Annotated in this window: 11 protein-coding genes; 5 read left to right on the plus strand and 6 right to left on the minus strand. The window is 61.0% G+C overall.

Going from position 1 to position 15667, the window contains the following annotated elements:
• Positions 1-166 precede the first annotated feature (166 nt).
• Positions 167-733, minus strand: coding sequence for a CoA pyrophosphatase (locus AB5Y54_RS00675; RefSeq protein ID WP_323900330.1), 567 nt, complete (start codon positions 731-733; stop codon positions 167-169).
• A 43-nt stretch (positions 734-776) separates the two neighbouring features.
• Positions 777-2147, minus strand: a complete 1371-nt coding sequence (pabB, locus tag AB5Y54_RS00680) for an aminodeoxychorismate synthase component I (RefSeq protein WP_050498229.1) — start codon at positions 2145-2147, stop codon at positions 777-779.
• 210 nt (positions 2148-2357) lie between these two features.
• On the opposite strand from pabB, the gene AB5Y54_RS00685 reads away from it, so the two are divergent.
• Complete coding sequence (locus tag AB5Y54_RS00685; protein ID WP_368153096.1) at positions 2358-3881, plus strand: fumarate hydratase; 1524 nt, start codon at positions 2358-2360, stop codon at positions 3879-3881.
• Positions 3882-4187: 306 nt separating this feature from the next.
• On the opposite strand, the gene AB5Y54_RS00690 is transcribed toward AB5Y54_RS00685, so the two are convergent.
• Positions 4188-4667, minus strand: coding sequence for a cell division inhibitor (locus AB5Y54_RS00690; RefSeq protein WP_104452979.1), 480 nt, complete (start codon positions 4665-4667; stop codon positions 4188-4190).
• Positions 4668-4901: 234 nt separating this feature from the next.
• Between AB5Y54_RS00690 and AB5Y54_RS00695 the strand changes: the two genes are divergently transcribed.
• Together AB5Y54_RS00695 and AB5Y54_RS00700 are read left to right on the plus strand one after the other, a co-directional pair.
• Complete coding sequence (locus tag AB5Y54_RS00695; protein ID WP_005323525.1) at positions 4902-5099, plus strand: DUF4250 domain-containing protein; 198 nt, start codon at positions 4902-4904, stop codon at positions 5097-5099.
• Positions 5100-5492: 393 nt separating this feature from the next.
• Positions 5493-7967 carry a glycogen/starch/alpha-glucan phosphorylase gene (locus AB5Y54_RS00700; protein ID WP_104452978.1) on the plus strand — a complete coding sequence of 825 codons (2475 nt, stop codon included), beginning with the start codon at positions 5493-5495 and terminating at the stop codon, positions 7965-7967.
• Positions 7968-8031: 64 nt separating this feature from the next.
• On the opposite strand, the gene AB5Y54_RS00705 is transcribed toward AB5Y54_RS00700, so the two are convergent.
• The 3 genes from AB5Y54_RS00705 to trxC all read right to left on the minus strand — a co-directional run bounded on the left by AB5Y54_RS00705 (position 8032) and on the right by trxC (position 10783).
• Complete coding sequence (locus AB5Y54_RS00705) at positions 8032-8598, minus strand: cytochrome b/b6 domain-containing protein (protein ID WP_080770075.1); 567 nt, start codon at positions 8596-8598, stop codon at positions 8032-8034.
• Between the two features lie 201 nt (positions 8599-8799).
• Positions 8800-10188, minus strand: a complete 1389-nt coding sequence (locus AB5Y54_RS00710) for a DASS family sodium-coupled anion symporter (RefSeq protein ID WP_041215077.1) — start codon at positions 10186-10188, stop codon at positions 8800-8802.
• Positions 10189-10342: 154 nt separating this feature from the next.
• Positions 10343-10783 carry a thioredoxin TrxC gene (gene trxC, locus AB5Y54_RS00715; protein ID WP_041211504.1) on the minus strand — a complete coding sequence of 147 codons (441 nt, stop codon included), beginning with the start codon at positions 10781-10783 and terminating at the stop codon, positions 10343-10345.
• A 153-nt stretch (positions 10784-10936) separates the two neighbouring features.
• On the opposite strand from trxC, the gene AB5Y54_RS00720 reads away from it, so the two are divergent.
• Positions 10937-13735: a response regulator gene (locus AB5Y54_RS00720; RefSeq protein ID WP_041211503.1), complete on the plus strand. Its 2799-nt coding sequence runs from the start codon at positions 10937-10939 to the stop codon at positions 13733-13735.
• Between the two features lie 139 nt (positions 13736-13874).
• The gene (locus AB5Y54_RS00725) at positions 13875-15611 is read left to right on the plus strand and encodes an ABC transporter transmembrane domain-containing protein (RefSeq protein WP_104452977.1); all 1737 of its coding nucleotides are present in this window, start codon (positions 13875-13877) and stop codon (positions 15609-15611) included.
• The last annotated feature ends 56 nt before the right edge of the window (positions 15612-15667 follow it).

Genomic DNA, 15667 nt, shown 5'->3' on the forward strand with positions numbered 1-15667 from the left:
TCTTTTTAATCAAAAATGTTGATCAAATTCACCTTTGTGCGGCTAAAACCCGTACTTTCTTGTAGAAATGTGATCAAAAGAATAAAAAATCAAAACTTATTTATCAAATGCAGTGTTATTTGAATGTTAACTGGATAATTTCCCACCTCATCATGTTGTCGAAATGTTATGTCGAGATGTGTTGGGCAAGCTGGCGGATCATGCTGGCAGTGGCCCCCCAGATGAAAGATTGCTCCCAAGGGATCCAATAGATGGTGTGACGTCCGTCCGCCCTTGGCAGGCTCAGGGATATGTGCTGCCCCGGATCCAGCACGTGGGCGAGGGGGACTTCGAAGGCCTGGGCCACCTCGTCCTGGCTCAGGGTCAGCCCGTAGCCTGGGTCGAGCATGGCGAGGACCGGCAGCACATCGAAGCGTGAGACGGTATTGAGAGGGGTGAGGCTGCCGATGATCCGGATCTGGGAGGGGGGAATGCCAAGCTCCTCCTCGGTTTCCCTGAGCGCGGTGTGAATGAGGTCCCGGTCTTCCGGGTCCTGGCGCCCGCCGGGAAAGCTGATCTGCCCCGGGTGGTGGCGCAGGGCGGCGCTGCGGCGCGTCAGCAGCAGGTGCAGGCCCTCGGGGCGCTCCACCAGGGGGATCAACACGGCGGCAGGTTTGAGCCCGGCCAGTGCCAGGCGATGGGCGGGGGCGGGGCGCTGCAGCAAAAAGCGGGTCAGCAGCTCGGCACTCGTCATCTCCATGGGTCTCCTTGTGTCGGCCCCGCAGGGCCGGATGGGGTCAAAGGGCATCGAGCAGTGGCAGGATGCGGGCCACCTTGTCGTAGGTCTCCTGATATTCGGCGTCGGGATCGGAGTCGGCGATGATGCCGCCCCCCGCCCAGCAGTGCAGCTGACCGGCTTCGGCGATCAGGGTACGGATGCAGATGCTGGTATCCATCCTTCCGTGCTGACTCAGATAACCGATGCTGCCGCAGTAGGCATTGCGCCGCACCGGTTCCAGCTCCTCGATGATCTCCATCGCCCGGATCTTGGGAGCCCCTGTGATGGAGCCGCCGGGGAAGCAGGCCCGCAGCAGATCCACTTCTTGCCAGCGCGCATCCAGTTCTCCGTGAATGGTGGAAACCAGATGATGCACCGCCGGGAAGGATTCCACGGCAAAGAGGTGCGGGACCGTGACCGACCCCGGCCGGCTCACCCGGCCGATGTCGTTGCGCAGCAGATCGACGATCATCAGGTTCTCCGATCTGTCCTTGTCGGCGCTGGCGAGCGACTCGGCCACCCTGGCATCCTGGGCGGGATCAGGGTGGCGAGGACGGGTGCCCTTGATGGGCTTGGTCTCGATATGGCGCTTGTCGAGCAGCAGGAAACGCTCCGGGGAGAGGCTCAGAATGGCGCTGTGCGGCAAGCGGACAAAGGCGGAGAACGGCGCCTTGTTGGCGGCGCTCAGGGCGAGATAGGCGGACCATTCATCCCCCTGATAAGGGGCGCTGAAGCGCTGGGTCAGGTTGATCTGGTAACAATCCCCCGCCGCCAGATAGGCCTGGATACGGGCAAACTTGTCTCCGTATTCGGCCCGCGTCATGTTGCTCTGCCAGGGGCCGGTCAGGCGAAGGGGGAGGGTGGTTCGTTCGCGCTGCGCCATCAGCCAGTCGAGCCTGCGGGCGAGGCCGGCTTCATCACCCCAGTGGGCCAGTTGCCAGTGTCCCGTCGCGACATTTCGCAGCAGCGCCCAGTCGTAGATCCCGACCGCCATGTCGGGCACCTGGATGTCCTGTTGCGCCACTGCGGGCAGACGCTCGAATCGTCGGCCCAGATCGTAGCCAAAGAGTCCCAGGGCTCCCCCGATAAACGGCAATCCCGAGTCATCCTCAACGCGCTCCCCAAGCAGGGCTTGCTGGGTCTTGGCGAGCAGGGCGAGGGGATCGCCGTCATGATGGTGCTGGTGGTTATCCTGGGTGAGGCAGGTGCTGGTACCCCGGGTTTCCAGGGTGGCAAGCGGATCGGCGCTGATGATGTCAAAACCGTTGTCAGCCCCCAGGGGGCCGGCGGATTCCAGCAGGATGGCCCAGGGTTGGTGTTGCAGGCAGGCAAACCAGGTGTGGAGCGAGGCCTGCGGGTCGAAATGGTGGATATGCAGTCTTGGTTTCATTTTTTGTTACATAGGCAACAGTTTGCGCCCGGCTCCCTAGCCGGTTCGGGTGGTCAAGCGTATCATGGCCGCCGGCATTTTTAAGAAAAACACCGTTATAAAAACACGCCGCAGTCTGCCGGCTCCAGGTGCATTTGCCACCTGCCGAAGGCCCGGCTCATATGGAAGCCCTTGCTCGCGCAAGCGATAACAAGGACCAGTGAGGATGATATGAGCATCATTAGAAAACAGGACTTTATCGATTCCATTGCTGACGCCCTGCAGTACATCTCCTTCTACCACCCCCTCGATTTCGTGCAGGCCGCCAAGGCCGCCTATGACCGCGAGATCAACCCGGCCGCCAAAGATGCCCTGGCCCAGATTCTGATCAACTCCCGCATGTCTGCCGAAGGTCATCGCCCGCTCTGTCAGGACACCGGTATCGTCACCTGCTTCGTCAAGATCGGCATGCAGGTACAGTGGGACAGCGACATGACGGTCCAGGAGATGGTGGATGAGGGCACCCGCCGCGCCTATACCAATCCGGACAACCCGCTGCGCGCCTCCGTGCTGGCGGATCCGGCCGGCAGCCGCAAGAACACCAAAGACAATGCCCCCGCTGTCGTGCACATCGACATGATCCCGGGCAACAAGGTGGAAGTGAGTATCGCGGCCAAGGGCGGCGGCTCCGAAAACAAATCGAAGATGGTGATGCTCAATCCCTCCGACGACATCGTGGAGTGGGTACTCAAGACGGTGCCGACCATGGGGGCTGGCTGGTGCCCGCCCGGCATGCTCGGCATCGGCATCGGCGGCACCGCCGAGAAGGCGGCGGTGCTCGCCAAGGAAGCTCTGATGGAGCACATAGACATCCAGGAGCTGATTACCCGTGGTCCCGAGACCACCGAAGAGAAGCTGAGGGTCGAGCTCTATGACAAGGTCAATAAGCTCGGGATCGGTGCCCAGGGGCTGGGCGGCCTGACCACGGTGCTGGATGTGAAGGTGAAATCCGCACCGACCCACGCCGCCTCCAAGCCCGTGGTGATGATCCCCAACTGCGCCGCCACCCGTCACGTGCATTTCGAACTCGATGGCTCCGGCCCGGCGGAGCTGACACCCCCCAGGCTGGAAGACTGGCCGGAGATCACCCGTGAGTCCGGTGGCAATGTGCGCCGGGTCAACGTGGATGGCATCACCAAGGCAGAGCTTGCCAGCTGGAAGAGCGGTGATACCGTGCTGCTCTCCGGCAAGATCCTGACCGGCCGCGACGCCGCCCACAAGCGCATCGCCGACATGCTGAAAAAAGGTGAAGGACTGCCGGAAGGGGTCGATTTCACCAACCGCTTCATCTATTACGTGGGCCCGGTCGATGCGGTGCGTGACGAGGTGGTCGGCCCGGCTGGCCCCACCACGTCCACCCGGATGGACAAATTCACCGACATGATGCTGGGAGAAACCGGCCTCATCGGCATGATCGGCAAGTCCGAGCGCGGCCCCAAGACGGTCGAGAGCATCAAGCAGCACCAGGCTGTCTACCTGATGGCGGTGGGCGGCGCCGCCTATCTGGTGGCGAAAGCCATCAAGAAGGCGCGCGTGGTGGCCTTTGCCGATCTGGGGATGGAGGCCATCTACGAGTTCGAGGTGGAAGACATGCCGGTCACCGTGGCGGTCGACTCCCAGGGCAACAACATCCACGAGACCGGCCCGGCCTACTGGTCCGCCAAGATTGCCGAGCTGGAGACCAAGCTGGCTTGATCAATCGGACTTCGATGCAAACGGAGAGCGATTAGCCCCCGTACAGCAGCATGTTGAAAGGCGACCCTCGGGTCGCCTTTTTTACGGGCCCCATTTGACGGTCTGGGCCTGAGCAAATTTACTGCTGCTGTGCTGCTGTGCTGCTGTGCTGCTGTGCTGCTGTGCTGCTGTGCTGCTGTGCTGCTGTGCTGCTGTGCTGCTGTGCTGCTGTGCTGCTTTGTCTTTGTCGTCATGGCATCCCGGGTCGGAAGCCTGGATAACCCGGTGGGCAATGCCGGCGCATTGGCTGTTACGCCGAAGGGGCGATCAGTGGTTCAGGTAGATATCCTGGCCGCCGTAGCTCAGTGCCCCACCCAGAGGGGTTGAGGGCTCGAAGAAGCGGGTCAGGACACCGGCACGTTGGCCCAGGGTGCTCAATGTGCTCCGGTCCAGGGCGACCTGTTCGGGCAGCCAGGTCAGCACGGCGGCGCAGTGACCATTGATCAGGCTCTGCTCCAGCAGGCGCTGCCAATTCTTGATCTTGGGGGCGTGCACGACAAGCACCCTGGCAGGATTGATCCCTCTGGCCTGCAATTGCGCGGCGGCGGGCAGACCGGGCGGGGCGACGAGCAGGATCCAGCCACTGTCAGACTGACTCAGTTGCCCCAGGGCATCCAGCAGCGGCGCTTCCTGATGGAGAGGGCCGCGCCGCTGCTCTTGTCCCATCTTGCTCTGATGGCGAGTGGGCCAGGTGGTGATCAGACCGGCAGAGGAGGAGGGGGGGCAAAGATTCAGGGGCTGGCTCATATGTCGTTCCTGTATGAATAACCATGCTGTATGCACATACAGTAGTTCTGTTCGCAAGGAGTGACAAGTCATTTGTGGCTAAAAGTGTGAGCCGATTAACAGGAGATGACTTTAACTACATGATTAAAAAGGATATTTATATCTTCCTTATACAGGGTGTTTTTTAACCTGTAGACAAACTTCGGGTCGGCGCTCATGGTTATACAGTCCTGTATAGGGAGAGGAGGGAGCGAGATGGACGTTAGTACCTTGCAACGACTGGATGCGAACATTCTGCTCGGGATCATCAACGAGAAGCTGCGGCTGGAGTGTGATGGTCTGGAAGAGCTGCTGGCTTACTACGATATGACAGAAGATCAGCTGGCTACCCGTCTGCAACAGATCGGGTATCACTACGACCCTATGAGCAATCAGTTCAAGGCACATGGTTAATTGAAATCAAAGGGTGCTCCGATTGGGGCATCCTTTTTATTACCTGACGAGGGGGTGTGAATTGAAAGCGCTTTCAATTTCTCCCTAGTCGGCGGTTATTTTCACGTATTTTCAGTCACAGGCAATCATTGAAAACCTATTCATGAAACTATCTTTTTTGTTTTCTTATATCACTATGATTTAAAACGAAATTTATATTTCATTCAGGCTGGCTCAAGGAAAGGGTTTTCATGGTGAAACTGTCATTTTTATGCGTTAAAGTGTGACTCACGTTAACTTTTAAACCCTTGGCTTTAGCTAGTATGCCCCCGCCGGAGCATATTCTGAGATAACAACAGCGCCGGTCCACCCGATGGGATGACATTTTTTATTTGTAACGAAGGAAAATGGTTTATGGCTACCAAGAAGAAGACAGACCAGGATCTCCAACTGGATAAAGATCAGCTCAAGGCGAGTATCGTGCGTCACCTGCGTTCTACCTTGGGTACAAGCGAACAGAAAGCCTCTCCGGATGCCTGGTGGAAAGCGACCGCTGCCGCCGTCAATGAACAGGTGTACGAGCGCCTGACCCGTACTCAGCAGGCTCACTTCAAGAAAGATACTCGTGCGATTCACTATCTCTCTGCTGAATTTTTGATGGGGCGTTTGACCTCCAACAACCTGCACAACCTCTCCCTCTACAAAGTCTGTGAAGAGGCGCTGGGTGAACTTGGTCTGGAACTGACCGATCTGTGTGAACAAGAGCCTGACATGGCCCTTGGCAACGGCGGCCTGGGTCGTCTGGCTGCCTGCTTCATCGATTCCCTGGCCACTCTGAACTACCCGGCGGTGGGCTATGGCATCCACTACGAGCACGGCCTGTTCCGTCAGGAAATTCAGGATGGCCGTCAGATCGAGCGTCCGGACTCCTGGCGCGAATATGGCAACCCCTGGGAGATCTGCCGCCCGGAATCGGTGCAGGAGATCCCGCTCTACGGCTACGTGGAGACCGTCTTTGGTGACAAGGGTGGCCTGAAGAAGGTGTGGCACGCCGGTCGCAAGATCAAAGGGGTGCCCTGGGACATTCCGGTGGTCGGCTTCGGTGGTCACACCGTCAACATCCTGCGTCTGTGGGAATCCCGCGCCTCCGAGTTCTTCGACTGGGACGTGTTCAACGCCGGTGGTTATATCGACTCCCAGGCCGAGAAGGCCCAGGCCGAGACCATCTCCAAGGTGCTCTACCCGAACGATGAGACCGACGCCGGCAAGGAGCTGCGCCTGATCCAGCAGTACTTCTTCTGCGCCTGCTCCATCAAGGACATCATGCGTCGCTACAAGCGGGTGCATGGCAGTGACTTCAGCAACTTTGCCGCGCAAATCGCCATCCAGCTCAACGATACCCACCCCACCGTGGCCATCCCCGAGCTTATGCGCGTGCTGGTGGACGAAGAGGGGCTGAACTGGGATACCGCCTGGGGCATCTGCTATCAGGTCTTCTCCTACACCAACCACACCCTGCTGCCGGAAGCGCTGGAGAAGTGGTCCGTCAGCCTGTTCGAGAAGGTACTGCCCCGTCACCTCGAGATCATTTATGAAATCAACGCCCGCTTCCTGAACGAGCTGGTGGAGCCCAAGTGGCCGGGCAACGATGCCATCAAGGCCAAGCTCTCCATCATCGAAGAGGGTGACGTGCGCAAGGTGCGTATGGGCAACCTGTGCGTCATCGGCTCCTCCAAGGTGAACGGTGTGGCCGAGATCCACTCCAAGCTGGTGAAGGAAGATCTCTTCCCCGAGTATGCCGAGCTGTGGCCCGAGAAGATGTGCAACGTCACCAACGGCGTGACTCCCCGTCGCTGGCTGCTGGCCTGCAACCCGGAACTGGCCGAACTCTACAACGAGGTAGTGGGCAAGGAGTGGCCGCTGCAACTGGACAAGCTGCGCAGCGTGGTGAAGTTTGCCGACGACAAGGCGTTCCAGCAGCAGTTCATGACCATCAAGCGCCACAACAAGGAGAAGCTGGTCAAGGTCATCAAGGCGGAAACCGGCATCGACGTGAGCGCGGAGGCGATCTTCGACGTCCAGATCAAGCGTCTGCACGAGTACAAGCGCCAGCAGCTGAACCTCATCCACATCATGGCGCTCTACCGTCGCCTGCTGGCGAACCCGGACTATGACATGCATCCGCGGGTGTTCATCTTCGGCTCCAAGGCGGCGCCCGGCTACAAGCTGGCCAAGGACATCATCTACGCCATCAACAAGCTGGCGGAGCGGGTCAACAACGACGCCCGTATCCAGGGCAAGCTGAAAGTGGTGTTCATGCCGAACTACCGCGTGAGCCTTGCCGAGAAGCTGATCCCGGCGGCGGATGTCTCCGAGCAGATCTCCACCGCAGGTTACGAAGCATCCGGTACCGGCAACATGAAGATGGCGCTGAACGGTGCCATCACCATCGGGACGCTGGATGGAGCCAACATCGAGATCGCCGAAGAGGCGGGTGCCGAAAACTGCGCCATCTTCGGTCTGAATGTGGACGAGGTGAAGTCCCTGAAGGCGCGCGGCTACAACCCGTATGACTTCTACTACGCCAACTCCGAACTGAAAGCCGTGCTGGACTGGTTTGATACCGACTACTTCACGCCGGGTCGCCCGGGGGAACTCTCCTCCATCAAGCGTTCCCTGCTGGAAGGGGGAGACCCTTACCTGACCCTGGCCGATTTCGAGTCCTACTCCGAGACGCACAAGCTGATCGACGCCTGGTACCGGGATCCGGCCCTGTGGGCGAAGAAAGCCATCATCAACTCGGCCACCATGGGCAAGTTCAACTCCGACCGCTCCATCCAGGATTACGTAGACCGGATCTGGAAACTGACGAGCTGCAGCGTCGGTTGATGTCTGCTCCTGTGAAAAACCCCGCGATGCGGGGTTTTTTTTCATCTGTCGGGCTGAGGGAGGCTCAGGGCCTGTCGACCACCCGGGTGTCCGCCGGCACCCGTTTCTTGCCGGTGATCATCGCCCTGACGAGATCGCCCCGTACCAGGCGATCCAGGGCGATGACGGCCAGCACATGGACGAAGATGGCCACCTGCAACCCCTTGGCAAAGAACTCGTGGATCTCTTCCATGCGATGGGTGCCGGAGAGCGGCCCGTATTCGGTCATGATCCCGCTGGCGGCGGTGCCGACAAGGCAGGTCAACAGCAGCAGTATCATCAAGGACCCCAAAGGATTGTGACCGGCGTAGTAGGGGTGGCGCCCCTTGATCGTCTCCTTGAGATAGGTGATGACGCCGGCCGGTGTCGGCAGCCACTGGGCGAAGCGGGCATGATAGGAGCCGATGAAACCCCATACGATGCGCAGTACCAGCAGTCCTGCCAGCGCATATCCCGCATAGCGGTGGTTGCGCGCTCCCTCTTCAAGGATGAAGAGATTCAGCACGCACAACAGCACAGTGGCCCAGTGAAATCCCCTGACCACCGGATCCCATACCTTGATTTCACGGTTGTTCTGCATCGTCTTTCCCATGAGGTGATCCCCTTGTCGTGATGTCCATGATCATCGCCATCGTCAGCCATGGCTGCGTGATGGCCGTTGTCAGCATCATGGAGGTGATTTCTTAAGTGCGAGTTAATGTCGCCGTGATGTCACGGGTAGGGAGTGCGGTGGTGTCGGGGCGAGAAAAAGCCCCGGCGATGCGGGGCTTGGAGGGGCATTAGGGGGCGAACCTCAGTGGAGGATATCCCCCATGAAATAGGCCAGCATGGTCAGGATGACGGTGAACACCAGGTTCAGTACCAGGCCGGCCCGCATCATCTCCCGTTGCTGGATATGGCCGCTGGCGAAGACGATGGCGTTGGGGGGCGTGGCCACCGGCAGCATGAAGGCACAGGAGGCGCCGACGGCGATCAGCACGGAGACCACGATGGGGGAGACCCCCAGAGCCTCGGCCACCCCGGCGAACAGCGGCACCAGCAGCGCGGCGGTGGCGGTGTTGGAGACCAGCTCGGTCAGGAACACCACGAAGGCGGCCAGGCAGAGCAGGATCACGAAGATGGGCATGGAGGAGAGGCCGCTGGAGAGGTGCTCCGCCAGGAAGGCGTTGGCCCCGGTCTGCTTGAGGATGGCGCTCAAGGTGAGACCACCCCCGAACAGCAGCAGCACGCCCCAGTCGGTGTTCTGGTTGATGTCATCCCAGCTGGCGACCCGGCTGACGGCGATGGCCAGGATAGCGCCCATGGCGATCAGGGTATCGAACTGGGGAATGCCGCCCAGCGCCTTGGCAAGAGGCTGGGATCCAATCCACAGCAGCACCGTGGTCAGGAAGATGGCCAGGGTCACTTTGCGCTGACCTGTCCATTCAATGGTGACCTGCTCGGTGCTCACCTGGTGGGAGAGATTGGGACGGGTCACCCAGTAGAGCAGGCCGATACCTACCGGCATGAAGATGATCACCACGGGGATGCCGAACTCCAGCCAGTCGGTGAAGCCCAAGCCCATCTGGGCGGCGGCGATGGCATTGGGGGGGCTGCCCACCAGGGTGCCGATGCCACCGATGCTGGCGCTATAGGCGACGCCAAGCAGCACGAAGACCAGGGTGCGGCGCTCCTTGTGAACGTCCAGCCCCTTCAGCATGCCGAGGGCCAGCGGCATCATCATGGCCGCGGTGGCGGTGTTGCTGATCCACATGGAGAGGGCGGCCGTGATGGTGAAGAGCACGATGGAAGCCCAGCCCAGGTGTCCCTTGGCGAGCTGCATCACCTTGCCGGCGATCTGGGTGTCGAGTCCCTGCTTGGAGAGGGCTGCCGCGAGGGCAAAGCCGCCAAAAAAGAGGAACAGGACGGGGTTGGCAAAGTCGGTCAGCGACTTGCTCATGTCGAACACCCCGAGCAGGGTGGCGAGCACCGGGATGGAGATGGCGGTGATGGTGATGTTCACGGCCTCGGTCAGCCAGAGGATGGCGATGAAGATCAGGATGGCCAGCCCCTTGTTGACCATGGGGTCAAACGGGAGCCATGCCAGCATGGCGCAGAGCAGGAGCAGATCCAGGATGACGATCCCGGACTTGATGTCCAGCCAGCGTGAGGGGGGAGTCGTAGGTACAGCCGATGTGTGCATAACGTTCTCTCGGTTAATTTATGGTTGTTGTTGTGATGCCGAGGTTACATTTATCCCCCTGTTTGAAACAGGGGGATATGGTCAAATCATGTGGCGACTCACAGAGTCAAGTGAAAATGGATCTTCAATCAAACAGAAATGAAACATTTTGTTTTCATTTGACGGGGGAGGTGAAGGAGAGCAGCCACTCCTTGAACAGGCTCTTGGGCAGGGCGCCGCTGCGCTGTGCCAGGATCTCCCCCCGCTGGAAGACCATCAGGGTAGGAATGCTGCGGATGCCATAGCGACCTGCGATGGCGGCCTCCTGCTCGGTATCGAGTTTCACGAAGCGAAGGCGGGGCTCAAGCTCCCGGGCGACCTCCTGAAAGACGGGGGCAAACTGGAGGCAGGGGCCACACCAGCTTGCCCAAAAGTCCACCACCACCGGGATGTCGGACTGGATCAGGGCATCGAAGCTGGCCTGACGCCCCGCCACCGGGGTTTGTTCGAAGAGGGGGTGACGGCAGCGGCCGCACTTCGCGTTTGAGTCTGCTTTTTCGACAGGCAGGCGGTTGCGGGTAAAGCATTGGCTACAATAGGTGGTGACAAGTGACATAATTGCTTCCTTATTTCATGGCCCGGCAACATCTTTATTGCAATCAAAGCGCCGACTAACGGTAACATAGCACTCAGTGGTTTTTCACAGTTGGCCTCCGGCCGTGACCTGATGTCACCGGATGGCCGACCATGACATGAGAATCGAGACGGGATGAAGAGTGTTGCACGGGCCAATCGTGTTGTCTTTGGCCTTATCATCGTATCGCTGGTGGGCTTTTCTGCCTATTGCTGGCAGTTGCTCAGCCAGCAGCAGCGTGCCTTCGATTTGAGCGTGGCGGCTGAGATGGTGCTCAATCGGGTCAATACCGATACCGTCTATCTGCTGGGGCGCGAGAAGGCCAGCGATGGCAGCGTACAGCAACGCCTGAGCCTGCTCTCCAGTCACCTGGACAGGTTCGTCAGGCTGGTGCACGAGGATCCGGAGTCGGTGGACGACCCCGGCTCCCAGGCGTTGCAGCGGGACATCGACGGTTATCTGCTGGATCTCGCCAGGCTCTACACCATGGAGATGACCATCGAGTATCTGGCTCCCCGCTTCCAGGGCCAGCTCAAGGCGTTGCAAGGCACCCTGCCGGTCGGTGAGGCGCAGTACCGCGACCTGACCGAACTCATGCGCCTGCACCACTACCTCAGACGCAGCTGGGATCAGAACGAGCAGCGGCAACTGCTGCAACTCCAGCAGCACCTGCTCGACCGCTATGGCGAGCAGCCGAGGGTCGCGGCCCTCGTTCGGCTGGGCCAGGAGTTCAATCAGCAGGTGATGGAGTACCATCGCCTGCGCAATCAGGTGGTGGAGATGAAGGGGCTGAGCTCGCTGCCCGCCTGGAAGCAGAGCAAGCTGGAGCGGGCCTCCTCTCTCAAGAGCCGCTTCTACCTGATGGTGCTGGGGGGAGCGCTGCTCTGCTTCTCGCTGGTGGCCGCGACCCTGTGGCGTCGCAACCAGAAGCTGAGCGAGCTCTCTCGCCATGCCGCGCTGCTGGCCCAGGCCAAGAGCGACTTCCTGGCCAACATGAGCCACGAGATCCGCACCCCCATGAATGCCATCATCGGCTTCAGCGCCCTGGCACTGCAAACCAGTCTGGATCCCCAGCAGCGGGACTATCTCAACAAGATCAAATCCTCGTCGGATACCTTGCTGCTGCTCATCAACGACATCCTGGATCTCACCAAGGTGGAGTCCGGCAAGCTGACTCTGGAGGAGATCGACTTCGATCTCAGCGAGCAGCTCGACTCCCTCGCCGCCATGTTCGCGGATCTGGCGGAGCGCAAGCACATCGAGGTCATCATCAACAAGTCTCCCGCCGTGCCCGACTTCCTGCGCGGGGATCCGCTGCGCCTCGGTCAGGTGCTGGTCAACCTGGTGAACAATGCCATCAAGTTCACCGAGCGGGGCGAGGTGGAGGTGGCCATTACGCTCACCAGCCAGCATCCCATGCGGGTCTGTTTCAGCGTGCGGGATACCGGCATCGGCATCGCCCCGGAGAAACAGGCCCAGCTGTTCCAGCCCTTTACCCAGCTGGAGGCGGGCAATACCCGCAAATATGGCGGCTCCGGGCTTGGCCTCAACATCTCCCAGCGGCTGGTGGGGCTGATGGGCGGGGAGATCACCGTGCAGAGCAAGCCCGGGGTGGGATCCACCTTCCTGTTCGAGATCCCCATCTCCCAGGCGGTGTACGGTGTCTCGGGGCGCCGGGTCTTCTTCGATCACCAGCCTCTGATCCTGATGATGGATGACAACGAGCTGGTGCTGGAGCTGGCCAAGGACATCCTGGGACGGGCGGGGGCGTCCGTCATCACGGTCAACAGCCTCTCCCGCGCCCGTCAGGTGCTGCGGGAAGAGGGGCATCACATCCGCCTCGCCATCCTCGACTGGCGCATGGGTCAGGAGGATGGCCTGGACTTGGCTCTCGAGATGTACCAGCACAGCCAGTGGCGGCGCCTGCCTGTCCTGATGACCAGCGCCTGGTCCAGGGAGGGGCTGCACGGGCGGATGGAGAGCATGGGACTGACCCATTTCCTGGCCAAGCCCATGACCGAAAACGCCTTGCTGGCCAAGGTGGACGAACTGCTCAACGGCAGCTCCCATGACAGCAAGGTCCGCCAGGCGGAGGCCCAGGGGGATCAGCAGCAGTTCCGGGAGCTGCTGCGCGGTACCCGGGTGCTGCTGGCCGAGGACAACCGGGTCAACCAGCAGCTCATTCTGGAGTACCTGCGCCGGGTGGAGGCCAAGGTCACCGTGGTGGACAACGGCCGCGAGGCGGTGGAGCAGGTGGCGGAGCAGCCGTTCGACGTCATCCTGATGGATCTGCAGATGCCGGTGCTGGACGGGCTGGATGCCACCCGCCAGATCCGCAAGATGGTGGACAAGCACGATGTGCCCATCATCGCCCTCACCGCCAGCGCCATGCCGGGGGACAGGGAGCGCTGCCTTGGCGTCGGCATGAACGGCTATGTCACCAAGCCGGTGAGCAAGCTCGATCTCTACAACAACCTGCTGCAATGGGTGAAGAGCAGCGGCGGGGAGCCCAAGGTGCCCATCGAGGTCAAGCCGCCGGCCCTCATGGGCGTGCTGGATCTGGAGGATGCCCTGCGCCGGCTGGAGCATGACAGGGAGGCGCTGCAGATCCTCTTCAAGCTGTTCCTCTCCGAGCACAAGGACGATCTGTGGGACATCCGCACCGCCCTGCGTCGCCAGCAGCCCGAAGTGGCGTGCCGCTTGCTGCATACCCTGAAGGGGGTGTCGGCCAACATCTCCGCTTCCCGCCTGCAACTGCTGGCCGGGGAACTGGAGTGGCGGCTGCGGCTGCAGGAGGAGCTGAGCGAGGGGGAGCTCAACCAGTTGCAGCAGGTCTTTACCCAGACCCGGGAGGAGGTCTCCCACTTCCTGCTCACCGGGGAGCAGCAGGAGTCGGTCGCCTTCCCGTTTTCGCCCCCCGACAAGCGGCTCTGAGGGAGGGCAAGATAGCAATCGTTCTCAAGTCACCCGCTTCAGGCTATGATGACCCACTCGTTCGCCCCCGCCAGGGGGCGATTGTATTGAGCTTCTCTTCACGATCACGCGGCAGCGCGCCGCGACCAAGGACTTCTCTGTGAGCGTATTTTTGCGGCTTGGCTGGTTTTTCAAGGATCAGTGGCGGCGTTATCTGGTGGCCATCTCCCTGCTGATGCTGGTGGCCCTGTTGACCGTGATCCCCCCCAAGGTGGTGGGCTGGGTGGTGGATGGCATCGCCAAGGGTGACTTGGACAGCGGCACCCTGACCGGCTATCTGGCGGGGCTTTTTGGCCTGGGACTGCTTATCTACCTGCTGCGCTACGTGTGGCGGGTCATGCTGTTCGGTGCCTCCTACCGGCTTGCCTACGTGCTGCGCAACCGGCTGTTCAGCCACTTCACCCGCATGAGCCCGGATTTCTACCAGCGCCACCGTACCGGTGATCTGATGGCCCACGCCACCAACGACATCCAGGCGGTGGAGATGACCGCAGGGGAAGGGGTGCTGACCCTGGTGGACTCCTTCATCGTCGGCATCCTGGTGCTCTCCATCATGTGCAGCCAGTACTCCTGGCAGCTGACCCTGCTCTCCCTGCTGCCCCTGCCGGTGATGGCCTTCTTCATGAACCGCTTCGGGACCCAGATCTACAAGGAGTTCAAGGCGGCTCAGGGGGCCTTCTCCCGCCTCAACAACAAGACCCAGGAGGCCCTATCCGGGGTACGGGTGCTCAAATCCTACACGGTCGAATCCCTGGAGGACGAGGGCTTTGCCGAGCTGACTCGTCAGGCGGGGGAGCGCAACATGGCGGTGGCCCGCATCGACGCCAAGTTCGACCCCGTGATTTACCTGTGCATCGGCTGCTCCTATTTTCTGGCGGTCGCAGGGGGCAGCGCCCTGGTGCTGCAAGACAAGCTGACTCTGGGGGAGCTCACCAGCTTCACCATGTACCTCGGCCAGCTCATTTGGCCCATGTTCGCCATCGCCTGGCTGTTCAACATCATCGAGCGGGGCAGCGCCGCCTACTCGCGCATCGAAAGCCTGCTGGGGGAGCGCAGCGACATCGAGGAGCCGGTCCATCCCGTGGCGCTGGCCTCGGCCTTTCCCTTGCGGGTGCAGGGACTGGGCTACCGGCTGGAGCAGCGCACCCTGTTGCAGGGGGTGGATGTCACCCTGCAGGCTGGCGCCATGCTGGGGATAGTGGGACGCACCGGGGCAGGCAAGAGCTCCCTGCTCAAGCTGCTGATGCGCCTGGCCAACCCCACGGCCGGGGAGATCCGCATGGGGGAGGTGCCCATCTCGCAACTGTCGCTGGGTGAGCTGCGCAGCCAGTTTGCCTATGTGCCCCAGGAGCCGTTTCTGTTCTCCACCACCATCGCGGCCAACATCGCCCTGGGCCGCCCCGAGGCGAGTCGGGAGGAGATTGAGCGGGTGGCGCGCATCGCCTGCGTGCACGACGACATCAGTCGCTTCCCCAAAGGGTATGAAACCGAGGTGGGGGAGAAGGGGGTGACCCTCTCCGGCGGTCAGAAGCAGCGTCTGGCCATCGCCCGCGCCCTGCTGCTGGATGCCCCTATCCTGGTGCTGGATGACGCCCTCTCGGCGGTGGATGCCCACACCGAGCAGCAGATCCTGCTGGCCCTCAAGGTCCACAAACGCACCCTGGTGCTGGTGAGCCACCGCATGACGGCGGTGGAGCAGGCGGACGAGATCCTGGTGCTGGAGCAGGGAGCGATCAGCGAGCGGGGCCGTCACGAGGCCCTGATGGCCAGGAACGGCTGGTACGCGGACATGGTCCGCTACCAGCGCCTGGAGCAGGACGTGGAGGAGAGCCTGTGAACAGGATGACAAGACCCCTGGTTTCCTTCACCCCCCGCCCGGCTCCCGCGATCGGA

Origin of the sequence: Aeromonas sp. s9 (assembly GCF_040907765.1) — a bacterium.
In the GTDB taxonomy this organism is placed as follows: domain Bacteria; phylum Pseudomonadota; class Gammaproteobacteria; order Enterobacterales; family Aeromonadaceae; genus Aeromonas; species Aeromonas caviae.